Origin of the sequence: Flaviflexus sp. (genome assembly GCF_052087705.1) — a bacterium.
In the GTDB taxonomy this organism is placed as follows: domain Bacteria; phylum Actinomycetota; class Actinomycetes; order Actinomycetales; family Actinomycetaceae; genus Flaviflexus; species Flaviflexus ciconiae.
This window is the reverse complement of the sequence record NZ_JBQCYC010000020.1, coordinates 1374-26979: the sequence shown is the minus strand read 5'-3', so window position 1 is coordinate 26979 and position 25606 is coordinate 1374. Positions and strand designations below refer to the sequence as shown.

The window sequence follows — 25606 nt, the reverse complement described above, 5'->3', positions numbered from 1 at the left end:
GATTGCACTGGAAATCTCGTATCTTTAGCGGAATCTTCATGTTCCGCATCATTGTCGGCTACCTGTAACCTTACCCAATTGCACATAGTATTCGACAGGGGAAATTCACTTGTTTTCTGTATATCGGCACTCAACGAGCCCGCTCATCGCGGTGTCGTGCCTGGTCACGATCTCGGGGGCGCTCTCCTAGCCCACGCGGAATGGCTGTCATCGCGCTGGTCGCTATCGGCCGGCGGCCGACCTTGTTCTACCTGACGGGGTGGCCGGAGAGGATCGAGATCCGGTTGAAGGCGTTGATGGCGACGGCGATCCAGGCGGCTGCGGACACCTGGTCTGGCGTGAGGACGGAGGCGATCTCGTCGTAGCGAGCATCGGCATCCCGGGCCTGCGGGAGTTCGGTGGCCAGCTCCGCCATCTCCAACACGGCACGCTCCTCGGCGCTGAAGAGGGCAACATCCCGCCATGCCGGAATAACGGCAATCTTGGTGGCATCGATGCCTGCGCGGACGAGCTGAGGTACGTGTGCTTTCAGGCAACTCGGGCACCTGTTGATCTGGGAGCAGCGAACGTTAATGAGCTCAACGAGGTCGCGTCCCAGCCCCGCCTCGTCGGCTATTTTCTTCACCGTGTCGACGAATTCGAGGGCCGATCGATAGGCCAGTGGATGCTGCCTGTCGATGTAGAGCCTCCCGGGCTTTTCCATTCTTACCTCCCGTTATGTGTGATTTGGCTCTAGTCTAGGACGAAAAGGAGGACGTCATGTTTGCTATCAAGACCAGCCGGGCCGGCGGGCCGGAGGTTCTGGAGTGGGTTGAGACCCCCGATCCCGTGCCCGGGCCGGACGAACTCCTCGTCGAGGTCGACTATGCTGGACTGAATTTTATTGACACCTATCAGCGCTCCGGCACCTACCCCATGGACCTTCCGTTCATCCCAGGTCAGGAAGGATCCGGGCGGGTCATTGGTCGCGGCGACGACGTTGAGGGCTGGTGGGACGGCACCCGGGTTGCCTGGACCAATGTGCTTGGCTCCTACGCCGAGAAGATCGTCATTCCGGCGTCCGCGGCGCTCTACGTCCCAGACCATGTCCGCATGGACGTGGCTGCTGCTCTGCCTTTGCAGGGCATGACGGCCCACTACCTCATCCGCTCTGTCTTCCCGGTATCCACCGGAACAAAGGTGCTGCTGACGGGGGCCGCAGGCGGGGTCGGCAGGATCGCCGCTCAGTTGGCGGCCGCCGAGGGTGCCGTCACCGTGGGAACCGTCGGTTCGGAGGATAAGCTCGCCTTCTCCGAAGCTACCCACACGCTTGTTGTGGATGATTGGGCAACAATCAAGGAGCGAGTGGAGCAGCTTGTCGGTGACGTTGATGTGGTCTATGACGGCATTGGCAAGGACTCGTTTGATCACACGATCACCTGCCTGCGGGAGCGCGGACTCATGTGCCTCTTCGGTGGGGCGTCCGGACAGGTACCGCCCTTTGACCTGCAGCGACTCAACGCCCTCGGAAGCCTGTTTGTCACCCGACCGACCTTGCGTGACTATCTGGGCCACGAGAAGGACTGGAGGTGGAGCGAACTGACGGAACGTGCCGCCGCCGGTCATCTCGACATCCTGATCGGGAAGATCTTCGATCTTGAGAATGCCGGTGACGCCCACAGGCACATCGAGTCCGGTGAATCGATCGGGAAGACACTTCTCAAGGTCAGCTAGCCGCTCGGATAACTGCGCAGAGTCGAATAACAACTGAGGACGGAGGGTCCTGGAACCACTCAGCGCCCGGCTCGCCAAGCTTTCGCTTGCCTCAGATACCCCGGGTCTGGGCGTGACTCCCAGGTCCGGTTACTGCTCTGAGTGAACACACGGAACTCGCCTGGGGAGTCGGACGGCGTTGCAGACGGTCTTTGGCACTGCCCGATTCTCTTTGGCTTGGTGGATTCAGCGCGGATTACATGGGCTTTAAGTCGCCAAAAAGTCGCCGGTCTTGGACGAAACCCGTGGTCACGGGGCTAGCGTGCATGGTTCTTCTTTGCCTGTGGCATGGGTTATGAAGTGAGGCACCCTGATTCTCAAGGACACGCATATCCCTCTAGTATGGTCGTGTGGATAAATCTGCTCTTAAGGAGCCCCCTAGTACCTTGACCGCCTTACCCCGCTTCAGTGCGCTCAATGGTGAGGTGGTCGGATCATGAACGGCCTTGCCGTGAACATCATCATGGTGTTCGTTTTTGTCATCATCGGCGGCATTTTTGCCGCGTCGGAGATGGCACTGGTTTCGTTACGCGAGAGCCAGCTCCGCCGCATGGAGAAGGAATCGAAGTCCGGCGAGAAGGTAGCAGTGCTCGCCCGCGACTCGGGCACTTTCCTTTCCGCCGTTCAGATCGGCGTGACCTTTGCAGGGTTCTTCTCCTCCGCGTTTGGCGCCTCCACCATTGCCCCACAGATCGAGCCCTGGCTCGAGGACATTGGTATTTCCGAGTCGCTGTCGGGTCCGGTTGCCCTGGTCCTCATGACCCTGATCGTGTCCTACCTGTCTCTCGTTCTTGGTGAGCTCGTTCCCAAGCGCATCGCGCTCGCACGGAACGAGGGCGCCTCGAAGATCCTGGGTCCTCCCCTGTCGAAGTTCGCCGTTATTTTGAAGCCGGTGATCTGGATTGTTGACGTATCGTCCAGCGCTATCCTGCGTCTCATCGGGATCAACCCCGAAGATAACGGCTCATCCATGTCGGACGAGGAGGTTCGCGACATTGTTGTCTCCCACGAGGGGTTCGACATGGCGGAGAGGGACATGGTGGAGGATGTCTTCCAGGCCTCCAACACCCTGATCCGCGAGGTCATGAAGCACCGCCGCGACATCGTTGCTATCCGCAACGACTCCACGCTGGGTGAAGCTATCGCCGTGGTTGCCGAGCATCCGTACTCTCGTTACCTCGTGTACCGCGAAGAGATTGATGACGTTATTGGCTTTTTCCACATTCGCGACCTCTACGAGGCACGCTACGAACTATCGGCAGAAGCTCCGCTTGATTCGATTATCCGCGATGTCCTCATGGTGCCCGGTACGTCGACGATCATGCCGGTCATGAACCACATGCGTTCCTCTTCCCATCACATTGCAGTCGTCATTGACGAATACGGTGGCACCGACGGGCTCGTTACTCTTGAGGACCTCATTGAGGAACTCGTTGGCGAGATCTGGGACGAGTACGACCAGGAGCAGTACCGGGAAGAAATGAAGCTGCACGAGTCGAAGATGTTCGACGGACAGACTTCTCTCGAGGACTTCGCGGACCGCTCCGGCATTGTCCTACCCGAAGGTCCCTACGAAACGATTGCCGGATGGATGCTGTCCCACATGGGGCGCCTGGCAAAGCCCGGCGACATCGTCCCGATCGATCACGACATGACGGAGGACACGGAGGATAACTCCACCTCCATCCGTTACGAACTGGAAGTCGCCACGATCGAACACAACCGCATCACCGCCATCCAGCTCCGCAAGACCACGGTGCCCGCACCCGGTGAGGCAGAAGAAACCGAACATGTCATTGGCGACAGCTCCGGGGCCGACACCGCAACACGCGGTGACGAAGTCACCGCGAGCAATGGCAATGCCGCTTCGAGCAAGGGCGATGCTGCTTCGACCGTTGAGAACACCGAGAATACTGAAGGTAACGAGAAGTGACAGCGTGGAAACCGGTCCTCGATAACCTGAATCTCGTCGCAGAGCCCGTTGCCGAGGCACTGCGTGCCTTCACCGCGCAGCATCCTGACGAGGCGAAGCAGATTCTCGTTGCCGAGATCGACCCCGAGCATGCTGACACCGAGGCGATGACCTCGCTTTGGGGCACGGACCTGTTCGACTCGGTCAACTGCGTGGTTGTCTCGGGTAAGCGCAGCGGCGTCGAGAAGGTTGCCGCCTGCTGCATCCGGGCCACCACTCGCGCTGACGTCAACCACGCCGTCAAGAAGAAGCTGGATGTGCGAAAGTGCTCGTTCATGCCGATGGACGAGGCAGTAGAACGTACCGACATGGCACACGGCGGAATCACCCCAATCGGACTTGGCCAGTGGCCGATCTGGCTCGATACCCAAGTCCTTGGTGCGACCGCAATCATCGGCTCCGGCCTGCGGTCTTCCAAGATCAGCCTGCCCGGCTCGGTCCTTGCCCTGTTCCCGAACACCGAGGTCGTCGAGGGCCTCGCCGTTGAGGCATAACAGCACCGCGTCACCATTCGGGCGACAACCTTGAAGCCCAGAATCCGGTAGGAAATCGGACTGACATCGGAAACACAACTGCCATACGTCAGGTAAGCAGAAGCCCGGTTCGCTCGAAATCACGAGTTGGACCGGGCTTCTGCTTTGCTCCTGTCACGTCACGCTGGCACAAGAGCTCTCAAAGAGCACCACCGATGGACTGGTCTTTCAGCCTTCCCATTCGGTCAGGCGGAGTTTGCGTTCGGTGGGGCGGACGCCCCTGGCGGAGCGTGCTCGCAGATCATCGAGGGAATCCCGTCCGGCACGAATGTGGGTGCCCGCAAGGCCGTCGAGCTCGCCCTGGGAGATAGCGGCGATGATCCCGGAGATCTCGGCAGGATCCGTCCAATCCGTGCGACCATCGTGCATGTTCATCGAGTGCGTCATGTCGGTTTCGACAACGCCGGGGGCAACCTCGTAGACCTTGAGCCCGCGGGAGTGCCCCGCCTCGTGGAAGGAACCACCGAGACGCATGAGAGCCGTCTTGGACGCCCAGTAGTCGGCCGAATCGGCCCGGTCAGTGACGGCGGCGCCAGAAGACAGGTCGACGATGTAGCCGCCCCGATCCAGCATGCTACGAGCGGCTGCGGAGGACAGGACGAACGGGGCGCACACGTTCGTGCGAATCGTTGTGGCAAACTCTTCGGCCGTGATTTCCCAGGGCAGCAATTCGGTTCCGGAGACACCCGCGTTGTTGACCAGCATGTCCAGCTCGCCGACTGCTTCAGCAAGGTCTTCGGCGCCCTCGATGGTGGACAGGTCGGCCGCGTGGAGGACGACGTCCGCTCCCCTGTCCTGGCATGCTCGTGCGGTCTCGGTCAACGACTCGATCGCGCGTGCATGCAAATGAAGGGTGCGTCCCTCGTCTGCGAGTGCGGTTGCGATGTGGCGGCCGATGCCGCGGGATGATCCGGTGATAAGGATCCTCAACGGGGTCCCTGCCTCTCTGGTGATGTGAAGGCGGACGGGAGCGGCTTGTCCGCTTTCATTTCCGACCTCATGTGTTCCACGACGGCGTCAAGCGAGCCATCATTACGTTTAGCTACTTCAATGAACCGCTGGTAGGCGGCACCGATTTCCAGAATGTCGTTGATTCCCGACAGCTCTTCCAGGCAACCAAGCTTCTCTGCCGTCGGTTCGAGGCGCCGCACCATCCGCTTGACGGTGTCCAAGACGTGCTCCTCATTGCCATCCCGGTCGACAATAAGAATCGCATCCATGCCGTACCTGCTGGCCCGCCACTTATTTTCGGCAACGTACCAGTCGGGAATCCAGGGCAGTTCCCGCCCCTCGTCCCACTCCGTCGAGAAGTGGTCAACCATGCAGTGAATGAGAGCGGCAATGGCTTGGAGCTCATAGATGTTGGTGTTGGCGTCGCACACGCGGGTCTCGATTGTCCCCCACCCCGGGCTCGGGCGAATGTCCCAACGGACCTCGTTGAAGTGCTCGATCACGCCAGTTTTCTTCAGGTCGCTCGTATACTGCTCCAGCTCATGCCACTGTTCAAACTGGCGGGGCGTTCCAGATGTTGGTAGCTGCTGGAAAACCATGGCCCGGTTTGAGGCGTACTGGGTGTGCTCACCAGCCCAGTACGGGGACGAGGAGGACAGCGCCTGAATGTGGAAACCGCGGGTCAGCATCGCGCGGATGATCGGGAGGACCTTCTCACGGCGGTCGATGCCGACGTGGACGTGCGTTCCGAACAGGAGCATTTGCCGGCCCCAGTACTGGGTGCGGTTCACGAGTTCCGCATATCTGTCGGAGTCCGTCACCCGCTGGTAGGCGGGGTTCGCAAACGGATGGGAACCGGCACTGGCAATATCGATGCGAAGCGGGTCTGTCACTTCGCGGACCGCTTCGGCACCAACACGTATGTCCTCAATGCAGCCGGCGATGGTGTGGTGCACTCCAGAGGTCACTTCGACGGTGTTGAGGAGCATCTCGGCCTGAATGAACTTCTGGTCTTTCAGCTGCTCCATGACGTAGGCGGCGGCCTGCCGCAGATCGTTCGAATCTTGATCGATGAGCTGGAGCTCCCACTCGATACCGACGGTGGACTGCTCAGACTTCGCGAAATCCATGATTAGCTCCGATACGTGTCGACGAACCTGGAAACAATAGTGTGGTCAGTGTATGCGGACAGGCACTCCTCGAGGACCTGTTTGTGCTGGTTAGGGGAAAATAGGCCCCGCGATAGAACTCTATGCGGATCTGGATGCTTTCCAGACCAACCTCTGGATGAAACTGGGTGCCGTACATGTTTTTGCCGAACCGGATCATCTGGATCGGAGCAAGATCGGAGTAGGCAATGACCGTCGCATTTGCTGGCGCAACACCGACTGCCTCGTTATGTCCCGTATAGGCCCGGAATGGGTCGCTAATTCCGCGCAGGAGCGGATCGGCTTTCCCCTCGTCCGTCAGGGAAATATAGGGGGCGGAAATGATCTCCGGAAAGTCCCTGGTGAGCGTGCCACCGGCGCGTTGCGACAGCATCTGCATGCCAAAGCAGAGGCCGAGGGTCGGGAAGTCCCGCTCGAGGATCTCGTCGCAAATATAGGTGAGGGCCTCTTCCGTCATGACCTGCGTTGGCGGCTTTGCCTCGGGCGCCGTCATGATGTTGTACGGCGATCCCGAGATCATGACTCCGCTGTAGTCGTCAAGGACGGGCCGGGGCCCCGGCTTGTCGAGATGAACGACGTCTAGGTCGCGCTCTCGAAGCCGCCCGAAGGCACGAATATCCGACAGTTCACGATCGGCTACCGTGCCACCCGGGCGACATACGAGGAACAGGAAGGGTTTCACGCTCGGAGGGTTGCCCCGAGGGCCTTGCCGGCCTGCTTGACGATCCGCTTACGTGCCGCCGCCGTCTCTTCCGCCGTCAGCGTGTGATCGCTACGGAAGACAAGGGCATAGGCGAGGGACTTCGTCCCTTCCTCCAGCTGACTTCCCGTGTAGATGTCGAACAGGGTGACGTCCTCAAGGATGTCACCGCCGGCCTCACGAATGATTGCCTCAACGGCAGCCGACGTAACATCATCGGCCACGACAAGGGCGATGTCTTCCTTCGCAGCCGGGTGCGTCTCAACGGCCTTGACGGCGATCGGCTCATGGCCGCGCACCTCATCCATCACGTCCGCATCGACCTCGAAGGCGATGGAGCGTCCCGGAAGATCGAAGCGTTCGCATACCTTCGGGGCAAGTTCGCCCGCATAGCCAATGACGGTGCCGTTCGCCTCGATCCGGGCGCAGCGTCCCGGGTGGAACGGTGCACGGGACTCTGCATGAACCGTGGTCTTCAGCCCGAGGATACGAGCGAGAGACTGCACGGCCTCGATGGCGTCGCGCCAATCCCAGGTGACGGCGTTCAGACCAGCGCGTCCGGTGTGCACCTGGGGAACGGCAACGCCTGCAATGCGGTACGGCTGGTTCGGGATCGCGGCATTCAGCCCGGCAAGCTCCACATCCGAGGGACGGGCGCCACCGGGAAGCGGTGCCTGGGATGCGATGCCCTTCGGGTTCGTCACGACGCCCGCCTCGACGACTGCGGTGCCGGCGTTCTGACGGGCAACGTTGAGGGCCGCCGTGTTCAGTAGCGTGTCGAGAATCGAGGTGCGCATAAGGGAAACATCGTCCTGGAGCGGGTTGCGCAGGCGGAGAGCAACGCGCCTCTCGTCGCCCGCGGGGATCTCTTGGAGATCGTGGGTCTTGGACGACACGAACGGATAGGAGAGCACTTCCGTCCACCCCATCTCGACCAGGGTCCTCATCATGTCGCGGCGACGGCGCTGCCTGTCGGTCAGGCCGCGTCCTGCCGGGGAGGCGGGAACGAGCGACTCGATCTCGTCGTAACCAATGAGCCGTGCGATCTCTTCCACGAGGTGGGCGGGACCAACGAGGTCGGGACGCCACGTGGGCGGCTGCACCTCGAGCGGGAATTCACCGGTCACCTCGCAGCCGATCTGCTGGAGGATGCGAGTCACCTCTGCGCTGTCCGGGGTGAGGCCCGTAAGCCTGGTGACTTCGGCCGGGTCGAAGGTGATGGCCGGGTAGGGAACGGTGTTGTCGAGGTCGGTGACCTCTTCCCCAGCCGTGCCGCCACCATACTCAACGAGCAGGTCGACGACCTTCTGGGCCGCAACGGGAGCGATCTGCGTGTCAACCCCGCGCTCGAAACGCTTGGAAGCTTCCGACGGGAGGCGATGACGGCGTGACGTGCGGGCAATGGAGATGGAGTCGAAGTGCGCGGCCTCGATGAGGACGTTCACGGTCGAGTCGCTGATCTCGGTGGATTCGCCACCCATAACGCCGGCAAGACCGAGGATCCGCTGCCCCTCCGTGTCAGTGATAAGGAGATCCTCCGAGTGAAGTGTCCTCTCAACATCGTCGAGGGTGGTCAGCTTCTCGCCGTCCTTGGCACGGCGAACTACGATCGGCAGAGCCATCTTGTCCATGTCGTAGGCGTGGAGGGGCTGACCGAGGTCCAGCATGACGTAGTTCGTCACGTCTACGGCAAGCGAGATGGGCCGCATCCCGGCTTCCGTCAGGCGGTCCGTCATCCACTTCGGGCTCTTCGCGGTCGGGTCGATGCCGCGGACGACGCGGGTGACGAAGCGGTCGCATCCGACGTTGCCGTTGATCGGAGCAACGTCGTCAACGCGGACATTCTCATCGCCGCGGGGCTCAGGGAGCGGATTCTCAAGATTCTCGGGCAGACCGAAGTCGGTGAAGTTCGCTCCGGTGGAGTGCGAGAACTCGCGGGCAACGCCACGCATGGAGAAGCAGTAGCCGCGGTCCGGGGTCACGTTGATCTCGAGGGTTTCGCGGTCCAGGCCGAGGTAGCCCATGGCGTCCTCGCCAGGCGCGGGGATGCTGGCGATCGCAGCATCATCGCTTGCCTTGGCGAGAACGATGATGCCGTCGTGATCGTCACCGAGGCCGAGTTCCTTCGACGAGCAAATCATGCCGTCGGAAATGTGGCCGTAGGTCTTGCGTGCGGAGATAGCGAAGCCGCCGGGTAGTTCCGCACCCGGGAGGCTCACGACGACGTAGTCGCCTACGTCGAAGTTGTGGGCGCCGCAGATAATGCCGCGGGAGGCCATCTCGGCGGGTTCCTTGCCTTCGCCGGGAGCGTCGTTGTGCTCACCGACGTCAACGCGGCAGTAGTTGATGAGTTTGCCGTTCTTCTGCTCTTCTTTGGCGAGCGTGAGGACCTTGCCGACAACAATCGGCCCGGTCACCTCACCGCGGTGGATCTCTTCTTCTTCGAGGCCAACCTTGACGAGGTCGGCGGCAAGCTGTTCGGCGGTCAGGTTTTCGGGGGTCTCAACGTGGGCGGAGAGCCAGTCGATCGGGATGAGTGGCATGTCAGATGCTCCTTCCATTAGTTGAGAACTGTGCGGAGAAACGCACGTCTCCTTCGACGATGTCACGCATGTCGGCGATGCCGTGGCGGAGCATGAGTGCACGCTCCACTCCCATGCCGAATGCGAAGCCGGAATATTCGTTCGGGTCAATACCTGCCGAGGCGAGCACATTGGGGTTGACCATGCCGCAGCCACCCCATTCGATCCAGCCGGCGCCGCCCTTCTTTTGGGGGAACCAAATGTCGAGCTCGGCGGACGGCTCGGTGAACGGGAAGAAGGAGGGGCGCAGACGTGCCTTCGCGTCGGGACCAAACAGGTGCTTGGCAAGACGGTCCAGGGTGCCCTTCAGGTGTGCCATGGTCAGCCCCTTATCGACCGCGAGACCCTCGACCTGATGGAAAACCGGGGTGTGGGTCGCGTCAAGAGCATCGGTGCGAAAGGTCTTACCGGGAACGCAAACATAGATCGGAGCTCCCCGCTCTAGCATCTCGTGGGCCTGAACGGGAGAGGTGTGAGTACGTAGGACGAGGCCGTCCTGGCGATCAACCTCGCCACCGTCGTCGACACCGTCGACGTAGAACGTGTCCTGCATCTGCCTCGCCGGGTGGTCCGGCCCGAAGTTCAATGAATCGAAGTTGAACCATTCGTGCTCGACTTCGGGCCCCTCCGCAATGTCCCAGCCCATGGCAACGAAGAAATCAGAAATGTCTTCAAGCAGAACGGGCAGCGGGTGCCGAGCTCCGAGCGGTGCACGCCTCGTCGGGACCGTCACGTCAACGGTCTCCTCCACAAGGATCCGTTCCGCGGCCTCAGCTTCAAGCCGTTCAGTCGCTTCCGCGAGCGCGGCCTGGATGTTCTTGCGCGCCATTCCCATGATCTTGCCGGCGACGGGCTTGTCGGCCTTATCGAGGCCCTTGATCTGCTGGTTGGCGAGGGTAATGGGGGCGTTGTCGCCGCTGTGGGCGAGCCGAGCGGTCTTCAGTTCGTCAAAAGTGGTGGAGACACTAAATGCTGCCTGTGCCGCTTCTACTGCGGCGCCCACTCCTGCTTCGTCGCGCGGGTCCAATCCCGGTGCTTGAGACATATCGGCCTTTCTCTTGGAAACCTTCCCCTATCCTAACGAACCCGGGCGCCCGTCCTGTTATCGGAACACGATGTGGAAAGGAGCACGCTAGGGATAGCTACGAAACCGCGTGAACCATTCCCGCCGTGAGACGGTTTGGTAGCCGCGGTTCCGAAGTCGCCTGCGAACATCATTTCCGTCCGCCTGTGCGAACCACGCTACACATCATCGCGACAGACACCAGTGAGGACAGGAACTAGTGAGGATAGCTCCGTGAACTTTCAGCCCGAACCCTGATGAAGCACTTTCCCAGGGTTTGCGCAGGTCAGAGGCCTTTTTCCCTTGGCGTAATATGATGCGAGGGCTTGAGATGTGGACCACAATAAGTTTGTCAGAGACAGTACGTCATAACTATCGAAAGGATCTGTCATGGGTATTGATGACAAGGCCAATAACGAGTTTGAGAACGCCAGCGGCAAAATGAAGGAGGGCTTCGGTAAGGCTACCGACAACGAAGATCTTGAGGCCGAGGGTAAGGGCGAGCAGCTCAGCGCCAAGGCTAAGAATGTTGGCGAGTCCGTGAAGGACTTCGCCCAGGAAGCTGGCGACAAGATCAAGGGCACCTTCAAGAAGGACTAACCGGTAAGCGCCGATTCCAAGGCCAAACGGAAACCGACTTAACGGTTTATGGTTATGCCCGCCTTCCCGGCGGGCATAACCATTCTCGGAGCCAAGGCTGTCGAATGGAAGCGTTTACCAAGCAAATAGGTTTGTGCAGTAAGGAAGGCGGAACCCTTTTTGGAACGGAACCCATTACGGAACCCTTTACAGAACCCTTTACAGAACCCTTTATTACACAGGGCGGACACGTACCCGTCGTTCTGTAACTTCCACTTACTGGTCACGTAGCGAGAGTCAGTCAGGCCCGAGCAAGGTAGTTGCCCCAGAGTCTCGCTCATCATTCCCGAGGGTGGTCGCCCTCAAGTTTTTCAGATCAGCCGGGTTCGTCTGCCCGAGATCGTTGGCGAAGCCCGAGCCTTCACTGTCGACGCCAACTACTAACAGATCCGGCGGCTTGGCGTTCGATACCGCTCATCTTCTCCCCCGGATCATCTGCTCACGTAGCCGCACGAGCATTGTTCCACCTCGCCTTACACCACGGCCGATCGGAACTCGATTGTTCTGACTGTTACTGACAGAGAAGGCTACGCACGGTCGTGGAGAACGGACGACCAAGTAGCCGTGGGACACACGCCGCGCATGACCCTGCCCCTACCACCGAATGGTGACTCCGCCAACATCACCGATGACTCCGTCGCTTCAAGGGATCGGTGCGCCTATGGCGTGGCAATTGAATTGAGCAATGCGATCCGATGCGGCGATCCCGGTCTGGATTCGATTCGATAACCGGTAGCCATCAATGGGAAGGGGCCACCCATCGAATGACACGAAGGCACCTTGCCAGGCATGGCGCTTTCGCGGACCGATCACTTATGCGGTGCCCGGGCCGCACTGGGTGAGGTGGAGCCTGCGCCCCTCCCACCGCTCTCGTAACCAACGATCATGGCTTGCCACGATGACGGCACCCGGATAGTCAGGGATCGAGTCCTCGAGTTCGGTGGCAAGCTTGAGCGAGAAGTGGTTCGTTGGTTCATCGAGCAGGAGGATGTCCGGCGGATTTGCGAGAAGAACAGACAGCTCCAGTCTGCGGACCTGCCCGGTCGAGAGGGTACCGACGCGCCTTTGGACATCTCGCCCCGCAATCAAGCCAAAGGTGCCGAGCGATACGTGCTCAGCACGTTCTTCCCCAACTGCACGCACGTAGAGGCGCTCCACCGTCTCTTCCCGCCATGAGCCACGTCGCTCGGCTCCGGTATGACGCTCGAAGATCACACCCACTTCCTGCGCCAGAGATGCGATCGTGAGTCCGCTTGGGTGATGTAAGGTCCCATCAAACTCGGTAACAGCCCCCGCCAGAATCTTCAGCACTGTTGACTTACCGCTACCGTTTTCTCCCGTAATGAGGAGCCGGTCATGTTCTCTAATATCGAGAGAAACGGGTGCGAGCCTTCCCGGAATGGCGAGTCTGTTTGCGGAAAGAATCGTCCGCTGTCCCCCGTCACCACCGGTGTCAGCCCGCTCGGCCCCTTTGTCCTCAACGCCGGCGGAGAGCCCCGCGAAGCTCAGCCTCTTCGGCGGTTTGCGAACTTGGTCTTCTTCAAGCCGTTCGAGTGCACGCTCAGCATCCTTGACCCGCCGGGATACCACTTTGGCGTTCCGGTCCGAGTAGAACTTCTTCGCCATCTTGGCCTCGGTGCGCGGAGGACGGGATGAATGACCAACACTGTGGGACGACCCTACCCGTGCACGAGCTTCCTTGAGCGCCGCCTGTTCCTCACTAAATCGTTCCTCCCAACGCCTTCTTTCCGCTTCCCGCACGTCGAGATAGTCCGTGTAGGTACCGGTGTAGGACGTGATACCGAGGCCGGATCCCGGTGAATCATCTTGCGGAGCATCCCGAAACGGGCTCGGAGCAGGATCAAGATCAAGAATGATTGTGGCAACTTCATCGAGGAACGCTCGATCGTGACTCGCAATCACAACCGGCCCGGGCCAGGACGCAAGCATCGAGACCAGCAGGGCCGATCCCCGATCATCCAGATGGTTCGTCGGCTCATCAAGCAGAAGTGTCTCCGGCCGCTTGAGAATCAGCCACGCGAGGGACAGTCTTGCCACCTGACCGCCCGACATGTGCAGAGCCTTTCGGGACAGGTCGATTCCGCTCAGCCCAAAGGCATCCAGAACGCGCTCGGCAATGGAGTCAATATCCCACGCATTCAATCGCTCAGCCTCGGCCAGCGCAGCTTCATAGACCTCGGCGGCACGAGATAGGTCCTCTCGATTCGCATCCGGTCGCGCCATATCCGTCGCCGATCGTTCAATCGTCTCCAGCACGGCACGCTGCCTGCTTGTCGCATCCTCTATAACTTCCTGAGCGGTCCACGACAGCGGAAAGGGCGGCTCTTGGTGATAGTGTCCGACAGTTCCCGGCACGCGCGCTGAACCAACAAAGTCCTGATCGAGCCCGGCCAGGATCCTTAAGAGTGTTGTTTTACCGCTACCGTTCTCGCCCACCAGGCAGGCACGGCTCCCGGAGGAGACAGTGAAGCTAACATCTGTCAGCACGCGCCTATCGGGGAAAGATTTCGACACGCCCTCAACGCGGATATGGCTACCGCGGGAAACAGCTGATTGAGCGAAACCGGGCACGGCAGAATGATGGTGATAATTCACAAGGGTCCTTGAAAGTGCAAAAAGTATCCGCCGGGCCTCGCCTCGGTCGCGGATCTGATCACTGCACTACTTCAACATGCTGAAGAATATATTCGAGCCAACACAGACGCGCAAGCCCCGCGGCGCTTTGGTGACGGGAGGCGAGCCAGAAATCACTAGTTCTCCAACAACGAGTGCAACTGAATGCAACATATTTGCACACCCAAGCGGTTGCGACACGTACACATTATTGGCTCTATGACACCATTTAACAGTTTAATTCAAAGGCGAGTTGCTCAGCAAGTTGCCACAATAATGCAAGCACGCTTGTAAGCATTACAGGCTTTGATACGATTGAGGTGTTCCAACCGGAACGGGTCCTCCGGGATCAAGTACACGGCAGTGCAGGGCACGGACCGCGTACCTGCACCCCACGACCACAAGGAGTTCGACTTTGTCGCGCATCATTGAAGCTCACGCTTACGCCCAGCAGTTTGAGGCCTCGCACGAGACCGTTGACGGATCCAAGGATATTAACGCCTCGGCAATCCTTTCGTTCCTCGCTCTCATGTTCATCGTTGCAGTTGCAGGTCTGTTCCTGAACCTGCCCGTAGTTACTCTTATCGCTAGCGCCGTCGCACTCGGCACGATCATCACTGCCGCAGTCAAGAACGCCCAGTACAACGCCTAGAACAGTGCCGTGCCGGGCACCCTCCAAACAGCGGAGGTATTCATCATCCGGCCTACAGACGGATATCGGGACGTAGCCCTGCGGGGCGCCCCGAGGATCTGCTCGCGATTGACGCGAATGCGAAGACTTCAGCGGAGGCTCCCCCAGGGGGCCTCCGCTTTCTTTACCAACAAGTGGCCGACACGACGACTAAACAGATAGCTACTTTTTGAGAATGCATCCGTGGAGACGCCGATATTTTGAATGGCTTTCTACTACGAGCGCGACTATCTACACCCAGGGCGGGGCTGCCTCCCGTTTTTCGTTAGAGACGTTTGTGGGCGGGAACCAGGTTCAATGGTTCCCGCCCACATGCGTTCAGCGCCCACACATTACGCTGTTCGCACTGGCCCGACGAGAGGGCCACCATGCGTTGCCGAGACGCACGGCTGTCTTGTTACATCGCGGCTTCGGCTGCGATAAGGGTGTCGGCACCGAGCTTGAGGCCGGTGACGTTGTCGAACTTGCCGTCCTCATGCTCGATGTTGACGTTCATGTTCGGGTTGATCTCGTAGACGGCGCGGAGGAACTCGGTCCACCAGGCCTGGTCGTGACCGGAGCCAACGTGGACGAACCGCCATGCCGGATCCTCGGGCCATACCTGGCACCAGTGGTTCATACCGGACGGGTAACGCTTCGACTCATCGGCCGGCGGGCGGCCGTGCGAGGTGTCGAGCACGCCACGGATACCGACGCCGGGCTCAATCTTCGTGTCCTTGGCGTGGACGTGGAAGACCTTGTCACTGAGGTAACGGGTGGCCTCAATCGAGTCCATCTGCTGCCACATGAGGTGCGAGGGGTCCATGTTGACGCCAACGTTCTTCGCGTCAATACGGTCGGCGAAGTCCATAAAGCCCACGGGGGTGAAGATCGTATTGTGGGGATGGAGTTCGATTGCAAGCTTGACGTTGTTGTCCTGTGCACGCTGATCCATCTCGCGCCAGTACGGGTCGAGCACCGAGTGCTGGTAGTCAAGAATCTCGCCATATACACCATCCCAGGGGTTAACAACCCAGGAGGGGTACTTCGCATCCGGATCTGAGCCAGGTGCACCGGACATGCAGACGAGCTCTTCCACGCCGAGCTTGCCAGCAAGTTCAATGCCGCGCTTCAGGTCGTAGTGGTGACGGGGGCCGATGTCCGGGAGCGGGTTCAGGGAGTTACCGGAAGCGGTAAGGCCAGCGAGCTTGATGCCCTTCTCGTCGAAGAGGCCGAGGTACTCGTCGCGGGCAGCCTGCGATGCGAGGAGAGCATCGACGGGTGCATGCGGGGAGGGAATGAAGCCGCCGACGTTGATCTCAGCACCGGTGAGCCCGGCTTCCTTGAGAACATCGAGAGCATCAGCGAGGGGACGATCGTGGAGGCAGGCGGTGTATGCGCCAAGGGTCAGTGCCATGGAAATGGATCCTTTCAGTTAATTTCGACTGCGGCGCCGTCGTTGGCAGCCGATTCAGCGACAGCGTTCTGGATGCGGATGGCGCGGTAGCCATGCGCGAAGGAGGGAACCGGGGGAAGCCCCTCGTCGATACCGGCAACCTGGCCGAGGAAGGCCCGTGCCTGGAAGTTGAACTGGTCGATCTGGGTGGTACCCACACCGGCGAAGTCCATGGATGAACCGCCCTTGAAGTACGGGAAGTTCTGACCCGTCAGGATCTGGCGGGGTCCGCGCATACCCGGCTCGGCCGTTTCGTCATTGAGGAGGATCTCGCCGCCGCGGGCCAGGTCGAAGGAAGCCTTCGCCTTCGTGCCCATGACGTCAAACATGAGAGCGTTCGGGTCACCAAAGGCAACGCGCGAAACGGAGATTGAGCCGACAGCGCCGTTCTCAAACTCGGCGTTAAACATGGCAACGTCATCGTTTTCAACAACCTCGGTTGCTTCTGCCTCAACCGCCATGCCGCGACCGCCAGCAACGCCCTCCACAGCCGGGGGACGCTTCTTGATCACGGTGGACAGGGTGGCACCGGAGATCCGCTTAATCGGACCGCAGATGAACTCGGCAACGTCGGTCATGTGCGAGCCAACATCGCCAAGCGCACCGGAGCCCATCGGACCCTTGTACCGCCATGCGATCGGCGTGTTCGGGTCAACGCCGTAGTCGCACCAGTAGCGACCATCGAAGTGGAACACCTCGCCGAGGTCACCATTCTGAGCAAGTTCAGCGATCTTCGCGATTGAGGCATGGCGACGGTAACCGAAGCCAATGCCGGTCACAACCTCGGGGTGAGCCTCAGCCACCTCGGTCATGGCCTTCGCGTCCTCAAGGGTGTCCGTCAGGGGCTTCTCGCACAGGACATGCTTGCCAGCAAGGATAAGAGCCTCAGCGATCTCGCGGTGGAGGCGGTTCGCAACAACGATCGACACGACATCAATGTCGTCCGCGGCCGCGATCTCCTTCCAGTCCGTCGCGTAGCGCTCGTAACCGTAGGACTCGGCCGAGGCCTTCGCGAACGGCTCGAATGCATCGCAGATAGCTGCGAGACGTACCGGGGGAAGAACTCCCGGCTCGTAGAGCGTAGATGCCTGGCGCCACGCATTGGCGTGGGTGCGGCCAGCCATGCCTGCGCCGATGACTGCTACCGAAATGGGCTTCGTGGACATGGGACTCCTTCGTCAATATATCCATTAGTACGAGCGAGTTAACGCGCGTTAACATTGTCTTTAGAATAGCCCCGGCTCAAGAACAATGTCAATACAATTCGAGAAGGTTTTCCGATTCGACAACTGAGAGGTGCGTCACAGCTGGGTGGTCGAGTCGCCGAACGTCGTTCGCGCCCGCGAATAGACAGCGACTAGGAGGAAGTCCGGACAACGAGTTGAGGCGACACCACTATGTCGCCGCCGGACGGGTCGCTGTCGGCGGCAAGTGCCTCGATTGCATCGAGTGCGAGTTTCGCCTGAACGTCGGGTCGCTGGTCAATAGATGTCAGATCAAACCCAGCGTGACGGGCAAGGAACGTGTTGTCGTAGGAGATAATGCCAACATCGGAGCCGGGAACGATACCGGCTTGGCGGAGCTGGGAGACGACATCGATGGCGAGGTAGTCATTGTGGGCGAAGATGCAGACGGAGCCGGGCTCCCGCTTCGCCTGCGTGCCAAACTGCTCCGCACTCGCAACGGGGGTCATAACATCAACCTCAAGCCCGGCGGCTTCCGCCGCCGCAACAATGGCCGCCCTGCGGTAACCGGCAGCCTCAGAGTCGACGTCTTCTGCGAGGTAAACAACGCGGCAGTAGCCGCGGTCCACGGCGTGGGTGACGGCTATGCGCGCTGCCTCGAACTCATCGATATGGACAACGTGTGCCGGCCCGCCATCGTACGGCGACCCAGCAATAACGAGAGGGAGTCGGGAAGCGATAGCAACGTAGTGGCTTGCGGGGCGTGACGGGGTGGCAAGGATCAGGCCGCCGACCCGCATGGTCTGGAAGTGTTCGAGCATTGCTCTCTCACGCGCCTCATCACCTGACGCGGTTGCAGTAAGAACCGTATATCCGCGCGCTTCGCTTTCAGCTTGGAAGGCCGCAACGAGCGACTCAAAGTAGGGATTGCGCAGGTTTGGAAGAACGACACCGATAAGCATGCTCCGCGACGAGGCGAGGGCCGCCGCACCGAAGTTCCTGGAGTATCCGAGCCGGGCCGCGACCTCGCGGATACGCTCTTTGGTCTCGGTCGCAACTCGCGGAGAGTCAGCCAGCGCTAAAGAAACGAGCCCGCGCGAGACGCCGGCCTCTCGGGCGACGTCGCTCTGGGTAATAGCAGCCTGCATAATTCTCCTCCGATAAAACTTTACGCCAGTGATGCCACTCCCCCATGATCGCCACGGCAAACGCTCCCATTATCGTCACCGCCGCCGTTGCTCACGATCGGTTACGTCGGGAGCCAGTCAGCACAAATAGTGCCCGGAGCCGACTCGGAATCGGACGAGATAGCCAGGAACGAGACAGGAAGAGAAGGGATTACCCGAGAAGAAACGGTCGAGAAACAGGCGACCTGGGAACGGCAGTCGACGAAGGGAAGGTCAACGAAGGGAAGCTCGGCAAAGGGGGCAATCCGGGACGGCAAGGGCGGCCCCGCAGGACCGCCCTTGCCGTTGGAATAGGAAGAAGCCCGTCAGTGTGACTGAAGGTCTTCTCCGTTCGGTTTTAGGAGTACTTCTTCTCCATCTCGACCTCAATCTGCTCCATGGAGAGTCCAGCCGTTTCTGGCATCCACTTCCACAGGGCGGCGAAGACGATGAGGTTGATGACGCCGTAGGTTCCGTAGGTCGCCATGCCACCGAGGTTGTCGATCATGACCGGGAAGGTCACGGTGACAAGTGCGTTCGTGATCCAGAGGAAGAAGATGCAGGCGCCGTTGGCGATGCCGCGAACGTGGGCCGGGAAGATCTCACCGAGCATGGTCCACACGACCGTGCCGTTCGATGACTGAACGATCAGCATGAACACGCCCATGACTGCCAGGATGGCGAAGGCTGCGGCCGGGGCCGGGTTATCTCCCGTGTCCAGGTGCGGCTGGATGAGGGTTCCGAACAGGGCTGCGATGATGAACATGCAGACTGCCACGCCTGCGACGTCAACAAGGAGGATCGTACGGCGGCGGAACTTGAAGATCAGGTACAGGCCGAGAGAGGAACCGATGACCGACATGACGCCGTTAGCGACCTGTGCGGTAATGGCGGCCGACGTGGTCATGCCAGCGATCTCGAGGACCTTTGGCGCGTAGTACATGACCGAGTTGACGCCGGTCAGCTGGTTACATGCCGCCAGGAGCAGGCCAACCAAGAAGAGCTTTCGTAGCCATGGCGTCTGCCAGATGTCTCCAAAGGTTCCCTTCCGGGTGCGGTTCTGCTCGATCTGAAGGGCGACGACCTCTGCCATCTCCTGCTCGATCGGCTCATCGCGATGATCGCGAACGCGCTTCAGGGCACCAATCGCATCAACGTAGCGGCGGTTGTGTGCGAACCAGCGCGGTGATTCCGGCATGACTCGCATACCGAACCAGAGTGCGATTGCGGGGATCGAGCAGAGCAGAAGCATGTAGCGCCATGCCGAGCCGTTGCCGGTGTCAATGACCAGCTGATCAACGAACATCCGGAACGCTTCCTGGTTTTCAAACGTGTTCTCAAGCGAGGTGACGTTTGACCAGAGCTGTTCGCCGGGTTGGAGGGTGCCCGTGGGGTCCTCGATAATCGTCAACTTCGGGCCGCCCGCCATCGTGTTGATGACCGCGTTGAACGAGAAGGCAGCAAGCTGACCGACGACGATCATGAGCTGGTCGATAGCGACGATGGTGCCGCGAATGCGCTTCGGAGCAGTTTCGGCCAGGTAGACCGGCACGGTTGCGGATGCTCCACCGACGGCGAGGCCGAGAATGAAGCGGGAAACGTACATGAAGGGCAGGTTCGGTGCGAAGGCCACCATGAGGGAGCCAACGAAGAACAAGATTGCCAGTAGCATGATGTTGTGGCGGCGCCCGAACCGGTCGGAAAGACGCCCACCGAAGAGTGCACCGAAGGCACAGCCGATGAGGAGGATGCCGCCGATAAGACCCTCTTCGAGGGAGTTCAGGTGCATGCCGCCAGCATCCCAGGGCATGTACATGTAGGGCAGGGCGCCCGAGATCACTCCGGTGTCGTAACCAAACAGGAACGAACCGAGGCAGGCGATGCCGGCAACCCAGCCAATCGTACGGTGCTTACCGGAGGGCTGTGTCTCCTGCACCATCCGGCTGAGTTTCTCGCCCGTGGGGTACCCCTCCAGGGGAGCATCATTGATTTTTGACATGGTCCCGCCTCCTTATTTCCTGCCGAGATCGAAGGTGGTCGTGCCGTTGACGGCAGCAACCTTCTCCCACTGTCCCGACTCGACCGAGCGGACAACCGCTTCGTCAACCTCGGCCGCTGACCATCCATCCGCTGCGGACGGAGCAAGCTGCTCGCCGGTGAGGACGGACTGGACAAACTTGGCCGCTTCGACAGCCTTGAGGTCGTCGAAGCCCATCGAGGTGCCAGCGCCGGGCTGGAACCGAGCAAAGTTCGGGAAATTGGCAGGTCCTGCCATGACCCGGGTGTAGCCCTGGAATTCGTTGTTACGACCGATGCAGATCTCGAGATCGTTGAGATCTTCGAAATTCCACCGTGCCGAACCGTTCGTGCCGTACACCTCAACCATGTACTCGGCGCGCGGGCCAACAGCGACGCGCGAAGCTTCAAGGGTACCGACAACGCCGTTGTCGAGGCGGGCCAGGATGGCAACGTAGTCTTCGTTTTCGACCGGGCCGAGCTCGTCGGAAACTTCCCAGCCGGAGTGGCCAACGCCGGCCTTGGTCGGGATGGGGCGTTCGGGGATGAAGGTGCCCGTGAGCGCGGTGACGGTATCAATGCGTCCGACCAGGTACTGGATCAGGTCCGCACCGTGGCTCATGAGGTCACCCACAACGCCAGCACCCGCGAGTTCGCGGTTGTAGCGCCAGGTCAGCGGCCCATCGGGCTGCGACGCATAGTCGGCAAGCAGCCAGGCACGCACATTGGTGATACGGCCGAGACGACCCTCGTTGATAAGCTCACGAAGCTTCTCAATAGCGGGGGTGTGACGGTAGTTGAATCCCACACCGGTGATGAGACCGGCCTTCTCTGCGGCTTCCGCGATTTCGCGGGACTCGGCGGCCGAGACACCCATGGGCTTCTCGATCCAGAAGGGCTTCCCGGCCTCGATCGCGGCAAGCGCGATTTCCCGGTGCAGGAAGTTCGGGGAACAGATCGACACGACATCGATCGCGGGATCCGCGAGCAGTTCGCGGTAATCGGAAACAGCTCGGTCGAAACCGAGCTCATCGACGGCGACGCGGCGCGTCTCCTCAATCGGATCGCAGGCGACGGCGAGGTTGATCTTGACATCAACCTCGGGGAACCGTTCCTGCAGCTGCTTGTAGCTACGGGTGTGAAGTCGGCCCATCCAGCCAAGGCTGATGACACCGACATTCAGAGTCTTCGCTGACATACTTTCTCCTCTTACCAAAGCGGGAGCTACGTTGCCCCAACTTCTAGGAAAGAGTCTCGCATATGTCAGCACAAATGCCAAGTTTTCAACTAAAGATAATTACAAATCGATGGAGGAACGCTGATCAATCTCGGCGTTGCCGTGCGCGAAATTACAGCCCGCAACCCGAACATTTTGTTTGTCAACTCATCTTACCCCTCGACCGATCAGATATTCGCTCGCGACCATCCGGCCGCTCCTCCTTTGCCTACCCCCTCTCGCCATGTCGCGCTGATACCGCGGTGTCAGCTCTGCGGTATCAGCGCGTCATTTCAGCTGTGAACCTGTTGGTTCTAGCTTCGTGGAGCCACTCCCCAATCGGGAGCGAGTGGCGCCCCGGGGAAGTGCACCACACAGCACTCCCCGCAGCACCGGGCTTTTACGAGAACCGCTTCTCGTTCTCTGCTTCGATCTCCTCCATGGACAGACCCGCGGTTTCGGGCATCCACTTCCAGAGCATGATGAAGGCGATGACGTTGATGACTCCGAAGATTCCGTAGGTCATCATGCCGCCGAGGTTATCGATCATCGTCGGGAAGACGAAGGTCACGATTGCGTTGGCGATCCAGAGGCAGAACACTGCTGCGCCGTTCATGATGCCGCGGACGTGGCTCGGGAACATTTCACCCAGGACCGTCCAGGTCACCGGTGCGTTCGTCGACTGCATGATGAGCATGAACAGACCCATGAAGCCGAGGACAAGGAAGGCAGCGGCCGGGGCCGGGTTCGTGCCATCATCGAGGTGCGGCTGGATCAGCGTGCCGAACAGCCCTGCGATGATGAACAGACAGATGAAGATGCCGGCAACACCGACGAGCTGGACCTGGCGCCTGCGGAACCTGAAGATGAGGTACAGGCCGATTGACGAGCCCAGAACCGACATGACGCCGTTCGCGACCTGGGCGGTAATGGCAGCCTGGGTGGTCATGCCCGCAGCCTCGAGGACGCGGGGCGCGTAGTACATGACGGTGTTGACGCCCGTTGTCTGGTTGGCAACGGCGATCAAAATACCGACCAGCAACAGCTTGCGTAGCCACGGCGTGTTCCAGACTTCTGAGAAGGTGCCCTTCTTCGTGCGGGCCTGTGCGATCTGACCATCGATGACCTCCGCCATCTCGTCTTCGACCGGGGCATCGCGGTGGTCACGAACGCGCTTGAGAGCACCGATGGCATCGAAATAACGGTGGTTTGCCGCGTACCAGCGGGGCGACTCCGGCATCATGCGCATGCCGAGCCACAGCGCAATGGCGGGGATCGAGCAGATGAGCATCATGAGACGCCATGCGTCACCGTTACCGGTGTCGACGGAGAGCTGGCCAACGAAGGACTGGAAAGCCTCGTCGGATGCGAAGAGCGTGGCGAGATCGGTGATCTCAGACCAGGTGTACTCACCGGCGGTGAGGGTTCCACCATCGGGAAGCGAAGCAGCCTGGTCGATCTCCAGACGGGGGCCGCGCACAACCTGGTTAATGATGGCATTGGCAACAAAGGCAGCAAGCTGACCGGTCACGATCATGAGCTGGTCAATGGCCACGATGGTGCCGCGAATACGCTTCGGGGCGGTCTCAGCCAGGTAAACCGGGACGGTTGCAGAAGCGCCACCGACGGCGAGGCCGAGAACAAAGCGAGCCAGATACATGAACCAGAGGCTCGGAGCGAACGCAACCATGAGGGCGCCGACAAAGAATAGGATGGCGAGCACCATGATGTTGTGGCGACGGCCGAAGCGGTCGGAGAGGCGACCACCGAAGAGGGCGCCGAAAGCACAGCCGATGAGAAGGATGCCACCGATGAGGCCCTCTTCAACAGAGTTCAGGTACAGGCCCCCAGCATCCCAGGGCATGTGCATAAACGGCAGCGCACCGGAGATCACACCGGTGTCGTAGCCGAACAGGAACGAGCCGAGACAGGCAATACCTGCCACCCACCCGATTGACCGGTGCTTACCGGACATCGGGGTCTCATCCACCATTTTCTTAAGTTTTTCCCCAGTGGGGTATTCAACATTCTGGGACATGTCGTTACCTTCCCTGCCTATTCCAGACGAAAGTGCTCGGAGCGAGCATCGGGCCAGGCGCAAACGCAACGGGCCCCATCACGCGGAACGATCGAGCAACTCGACCATCCGACATGACCCTGTTTTCGAGAGTCATCATTGACATTCGTTCTCCTCTTTTGCGGTGCGATGCTTCACTGCACTCGCCCTACTGGTCGATCCTTACATATGTTCGGACATTTCCCAAGGATCGCGTAACAATTCCAGACCATTCCAGATTGCACATCTATTGCGTTGAATCGACAGCGTTAACTCGCGTTAACACTTTTCCTCGATTCCGCTTTGGCGCGCGCCAAACTGAACCTCGCCCCGCACTTTTGGAGCGCGCTAAATATGTAGTTCTTGCAGAATTTTGCAGCCCCATTCAGAGCTTACAGTGATGAAGCTCACAGCTGATTTCGGGTGATATTTCCGCTTCTAACGGCCTACGAGTGCCTTGCTGTCAGGCGATTGCTCAGCGTGGCCACGAGCATTGGACGACCGATACGGACGGGGGCTAACGCGCGGCCTCCCCCAGTTTGCTCGTTACCTTATGAACAGGTCCTCATGAGCAGGTGTTGATTGGGGCCGTCGGTCAGCATGGTAGATGAACATCCGCGTGCCGGTGCGGATGGTTTTGCACGGGCAATTGTGCGGATGGGCGTCGCCTACCGCACCGCGGGAACCGTTGTTCGGCGTTCAACAAGCTGAAATGGGAGCGTAATGTCCTTGCGTTCGGAACGACCCTCGATGCGTTCGATGATGAGGTCAACGGCAAGCTTCGCCAGCTCTCCCGTCTTCTGATCGACGCTTGTGAGCGAGACACCGGGGAAGTTTGCCAACGTCGTGTTGTCGTAGCCTGCAATACCGTAATCGATGCCGGGCACAAGACCCATGTCGTTGAGAATGCCAACCGTTTGGAACGCAATAAGGTCGTTGTGGCAGGAGATACCGAAGCCGCGCCCGTAGGTTCCGACAATTTCGCGGCACAGCTCCCCGAGCGGGGTCTCCCCCGCATCGAACATCGCCGGCTCACGACCCATGGCTGCCATCGCTTCCAGGTAGCCCGCGATACGAGTACTCGACGAGTCGCCTTCGACAGCACGCTCGTAGCCGAGATAAATCAGCGGGTCGTAGCCGGCGGCAGCAATGTGTTGGACAACGGTCTGAGCGCCGAGGCGATCATCGGAATGAACCAGATCCACCTCGGCCGGGCCAACATTGCGGGTGACAAGGACGGTGGGGAGCCGACTGCCAAACTCGGAGATCGTCTCGTCCGGGAACACCGGGGAGACAAGGATTAAACCATCGACGTTTACTTCGGTAAAGCGCTGGGCCGCAGCATACTGTTCTTCCATCGAGTCGCTGACGACGGAGACGAATGGAATAAGGCCGCGCTCTTCTCCCCTGCGGCGCAACCCTTCGGCAAGCTCGGCATGAAAAGTATTTTCCAGGCCCGAGAGGACGATGCCGAGGAAGCCGGTTCGACGACCCGCCAAGGCCTGTGCCGAAAGGTTTGGGCGATAACCCAGTTCTTTCATGGCCTTCTCAACGGCCGCGCGGGAAATATCGGAGACGCGGGGATCTCGTTGAACGACAAGTGAAACCGTTTGACGGGATACTCCCGCCATCTTGGCAACATCGACCTGGGTCGGGCGCGACGGCTTGTTCACTCTCATCCCCTTAAATCCTTCGGCCACCCGTCTCTATCAGTGACGAAACAGCCAAAAACGCATGCGTACCATTTCAGGATAGCGGGGAGACCGCATTACCCCGCCCTTATCCGCCCGTGCCGTGCGTTGACACCGAACCCTGTGGGCAAAACCAGACCAGTTTGGCGGGGTATG

19 protein-coding genes are annotated in these 25606 nt (G+C 60.0%); 5 read left to right on the top strand and 14 right to left on the bottom strand.

What is annotated here, in order from left to right; translation table 11 throughout:
- Positions 1 to 247: 247 nt before the first annotated feature.
- Positions 248 to 703: a carboxymuconolactone decarboxylase family protein gene (locus ACTHUY_RS09695; protein WP_126703467.1), complete on the bottom strand. Its 456-nt coding sequence runs from the start codon at positions 701 to 703 to the stop codon at positions 248 to 250.
- 56 nt (positions 704 to 759) lie between these two features.
- Between ACTHUY_RS09695 and ACTHUY_RS09690 the strand changes: the two genes are divergently transcribed.
- From ACTHUY_RS09690 to ACTHUY_RS09680, 3 genes are all read left to right on the top strand, one after another.
- Positions 760 to 1713: a quinone oxidoreductase family protein gene (locus tag ACTHUY_RS09690; protein WP_441655116.1), complete on the top strand. Its 954-nt coding sequence runs from the start codon at positions 760 to 762 to the stop codon at positions 1711 to 1713.
- Between the two features lie 475 nt (positions 1714 to 2188).
- A complete protein-coding gene (locus tag ACTHUY_RS09685; RefSeq protein ID WP_441655115.1) occupies positions 2189 to 3685 on the top strand; it encodes a hemolysin family protein in 1497 nt (498 codons plus the stop codon).
- Entirely contained in the window at positions 3682 to 4218 is a 537-nt protein-coding gene (locus ACTHUY_RS09680; RefSeq protein ID WP_441655114.1) for a YbaK/EbsC family protein, read from the top strand. The genes ACTHUY_RS09685 and ACTHUY_RS09680 overlap by 4 nt, the downstream gene beginning before the upstream one ends.
- Positions 4219 to 4425: 207 nt before the next feature.
- Here the strand turns inward: ACTHUY_RS09680 and ACTHUY_RS09675 are convergent, their stop codons facing one another.
- The 5 genes from ACTHUY_RS09675 to pheS are packed head-to-tail and all read right to left on the bottom strand — an operon-like array spanning position 4426 to position 10704.
- The gene (locus ACTHUY_RS09675) at positions 4426 to 5187 is read right to left on the bottom strand and encodes an SDR family NAD(P)-dependent oxidoreductase (protein WP_441655113.1); all 762 of its coding nucleotides are present in this window, start codon (positions 5185 to 5187) and stop codon (positions 4426 to 4428) included.
- On the bottom strand, positions 5184 to 6338 hold the full coding sequence (locus ACTHUY_RS09670) for a glutamate--cysteine ligase (RefSeq protein ID WP_441655112.1): 1155 nt from the start codon (positions 6336 to 6338) through the stop codon (positions 5184 to 5186). Before ACTHUY_RS09670 ends, ACTHUY_RS09675 begins: the two co-directional genes overlap by 4 nt.
- On the bottom strand, positions 6319 to 7059 hold the full coding sequence (locus tag ACTHUY_RS09665; protein ID WP_441655111.1) for a glutamine amidotransferase-related protein: 741 nt from the start codon (positions 7057 to 7059) through the stop codon (positions 6319 to 6321). The genes ACTHUY_RS09670 and ACTHUY_RS09665 overlap by 20 nt, the downstream gene beginning before the upstream one ends.
- Positions 7056 to 9620: a phenylalanine--tRNA ligase subunit beta gene (pheT, locus tag ACTHUY_RS09660; RefSeq protein WP_441675906.1), complete on the bottom strand. Its 2565-nt coding sequence runs from the start codon at positions 9618 to 9620 to the stop codon at positions 7056 to 7058. Before pheT ends, ACTHUY_RS09665 begins: the two co-directional genes overlap by 4 nt.
- 1 nt (position 9621) lies before the next feature.
- On the bottom strand, positions 9622 to 10704 hold the full coding sequence (gene pheS, locus ACTHUY_RS09655; RefSeq protein WP_441655109.1) for a phenylalanine--tRNA ligase subunit alpha: 1083 nt from the start codon (positions 10702 to 10704) through the stop codon (positions 9622 to 9624).
- A gap of 408 nt (positions 10705 to 11112) precedes the next feature.
- On the opposite strand from pheS, the gene ACTHUY_RS09650 reads away from it, so the two are divergent.
- The gene (locus tag ACTHUY_RS09650; protein ID WP_441655108.1) at positions 11113 to 11322 is read left to right on the top strand and encodes a CsbD family protein; all 210 of its coding nucleotides are present in this window, start codon (positions 11113 to 11115) and stop codon (positions 11320 to 11322) included.
- 852 nt (positions 11323 to 12174) lie between these two features.
- Here ACTHUY_RS09650 and ACTHUY_RS09645 read toward each other — a convergent pair.
- A complete protein-coding gene (locus ACTHUY_RS09645) occupies positions 12175 to 13977 on the bottom strand; it encodes an ABC-F family ATP-binding cassette domain-containing protein (RefSeq protein ID WP_441655107.1) in 1803 nt (600 codons plus the stop codon).
- A gap of 433 nt (positions 13978 to 14410) precedes the next feature.
- On the opposite strand from ACTHUY_RS09645, the gene ACTHUY_RS09640 reads away from it, so the two are divergent.
- Entirely contained in the window at positions 14411 to 14647 is a 237-nt protein-coding gene (locus tag ACTHUY_RS09640; RefSeq protein ID WP_441655106.1) for a hypothetical protein, read from the top strand.
- Between the two features lie 436 nt (positions 14648 to 15083).
- Here ACTHUY_RS09640 and ACTHUY_RS09635 read toward each other — a convergent pair whose 3' ends face one another.
- The 7 genes from ACTHUY_RS09635 to ACTHUY_RS09605 form a co-directional block, all read right to left on the bottom strand.
- Positions 15084 to 16082 carry a sugar phosphate isomerase/epimerase family protein gene (locus ACTHUY_RS09635; protein ID WP_441675904.1) on the bottom strand — a complete coding sequence of 333 codons (999 nt, stop codon included), beginning with the start codon at positions 16080 to 16082 and terminating at the stop codon, positions 15084 to 15086.
- 14 nt (positions 16083 to 16096) lie between these two features.
- Entirely contained in the window at positions 16097 to 17287 is a 1191-nt protein-coding gene (locus tag ACTHUY_RS09630) for a Gfo/Idh/MocA family protein (RefSeq protein WP_441675903.1), read from the bottom strand.
- A 191-nt stretch (positions 17288 to 17478) separates the two neighbouring features.
- The gene (locus ACTHUY_RS09625; protein WP_441675902.1) at positions 17479 to 18453 is read right to left on the bottom strand and encodes a LacI family DNA-binding transcriptional regulator; all 975 of its coding nucleotides are present in this window, start codon (positions 18451 to 18453) and stop codon (positions 17479 to 17481) included.
- A 376-nt stretch (positions 18454 to 18829) separates the two neighbouring features.
- The gene (locus ACTHUY_RS09620; protein ID WP_441675901.1) at positions 18830 to 20470 is read right to left on the bottom strand and encodes an MFS transporter; all 1641 of its coding nucleotides are present in this window, start codon (positions 20468 to 20470) and stop codon (positions 18830 to 18832) included.
- A gap of 12 nt (positions 20471 to 20482) precedes the next feature.
- Entirely contained in the window at positions 20483 to 21685 is a 1203-nt protein-coding gene (locus ACTHUY_RS09615; RefSeq protein ID WP_441675900.1) for a Gfo/Idh/MocA family protein, read from the bottom strand.
- 418 nt (positions 21686 to 22103) lie between these two features.
- Entirely contained in the window at positions 22104 to 23741 is a 1638-nt protein-coding gene (locus tag ACTHUY_RS09610) for an MFS transporter (protein ID WP_441655100.1), read from the bottom strand.
- Between the two features lie 686 nt (positions 23742 to 24427).
- Positions 24428 to 25438, bottom strand: coding sequence for a LacI family DNA-binding transcriptional regulator (locus ACTHUY_RS09605; RefSeq protein WP_441655099.1), 1011 nt, complete (start codon positions 25436 to 25438; stop codon positions 24428 to 24430).
- Between the last annotated feature and the right edge of the window lie 168 nt (positions 25439 to 25606).